The 1,409-nt window shown below is 59.8% G+C and carries 1 protein-coding gene; it reads right to left on the bottom strand.

What is annotated here, in order from left to right; all coding sequences use genetic code 11:
• The coding region (locus A1355_RS08700) for a condensation domain-containing protein (protein ID WP_231883611.1) at positions 1-1,409 on the bottom strand (1,409 nt) is incomplete at both ends.

Raw genomic sequence — 1,409 nt, 5'->3', positions numbered from 1 at the left:
TCGACTTGCGCTTCGAACAGCTGGTGAATGCAGCGCTCTTGCGGGTAGTCAACACCGGTCGCATTCCAGTCGTGCAGGATTTGTCGGGTTTCCGCTTCGCTCAGCAGCGGCAGTTCGCTGACTTTGCGCTGCGGCTGGACGGCAACCGCTTGCAGCAGCTGTTGGTAGTGCCGTTCCAGGTGTTCGATGCTGGTTGCGTCGTACAGGTCAGTGTTGTATTCCCAGCTTCCGCCGATTCGGCCGTCCGGCCAGTCTTGGATGTGTAGGGTTAGGTCGAATTTGGCCACTTTGCCGGAATCTTCGATCAGTTCGACGGCTAAATCCGGCAAGCTTAGCGTCAGCGGCTCTTGTTTGGCCAAGACAAACATAACTTGGAATAGCGGACTGCGGCTGGGGTCGCGCTCGGGCTGTAGCGCTTCGACCAGTTTTTCGAACGGCAGGTCTTGGTGCTGTTGGGCATCCAGCACCGTGGTTTTGATTTGTGTTAGAAACTCGGCCACCGTTGGGTTAGCCGATAGGTTGGCGCGCAGAACCAAGGTGTTGACGAAGAAGCCGATCAAGCCTTCGATTTCCGGCCGATTCCGGTTGGCGGCCGGGCTGCCGACACACAGATCGGATTGGCCGCTGTAGCGGCTGAGCAGTAGTTGGAATACGGCTAGTAGCGCCATGAACAAGGTGACATTGTGTTGCCGGCTCAGCTCCCGTATCGCTTGCGCCACAGTCAGCGGCAGTTCGAAAGCCAGACTGGCGCCACAGTAGGTGGTCGCTGCTGGCCGTGGCCGGTCGGTCGGCAGGTCCAGTACCAGCGGGGCGCCGTCCAGTTGTTGCCGCCAGTAATGTAACTGCCGCTCCAGTACCTCGCCGCTCAGCCACTGGCGCTGCCAGCAGGCAAAGTCGGCGTATTGAATCGGCAATTCCGGCAGCTGTACGGCGAACCCTTGTGTGAATGCTCGGTACAGCGCGCTGAATTCCTTGATCAGGAGTTCCGTCGACCAGCCGTCGGACACGATGTGGTGCATGGTCAACAACAGCACCGCATCCTGCTGTTCGGCACAGTCCCTCAGCCGCAATAAGCGGGCACGGATCAAAGGCCCGTTACGCAAATCGAAGGGTTTGGCGGCTTCTTGCCGGCATAGCGCTTGCCAAGCGTCATCTTGACCGGACTCTAAGTCGGTCAGGTCGATGTGCGCCAGTTCTACTGTCAGATCCGGGCGAATGGTTTGCACCGCCTCGCCGTCCGGGCCGGTCTCGAACACGGTCCGCAGGATTTCGTGCCGGCGGACGATGGCCGTGAAGCTTTGCGTCAGTGCGGCAAGGTCCAAACGCCCGGTCAGGCGCAGCGCTACCGGGATGTTGTAAAACGGGCTGTCCGGTTCCAACTGGTCCAGAAACCACAGGCGTTGCTGGGC

Origin of the sequence: Methylomonas koyamae (assembly GCF_001644025.1) — a bacterium.
GTDB lineage: Bacteria > Pseudomonadota > Gammaproteobacteria > Methylococcales > Methylomonadaceae > Methylomonas > Methylomonas koyamae_A.
Note: the sequence above shows the minus strand (reverse complement) of the source record. Positions and strands in the feature narration are given on the sequence as shown.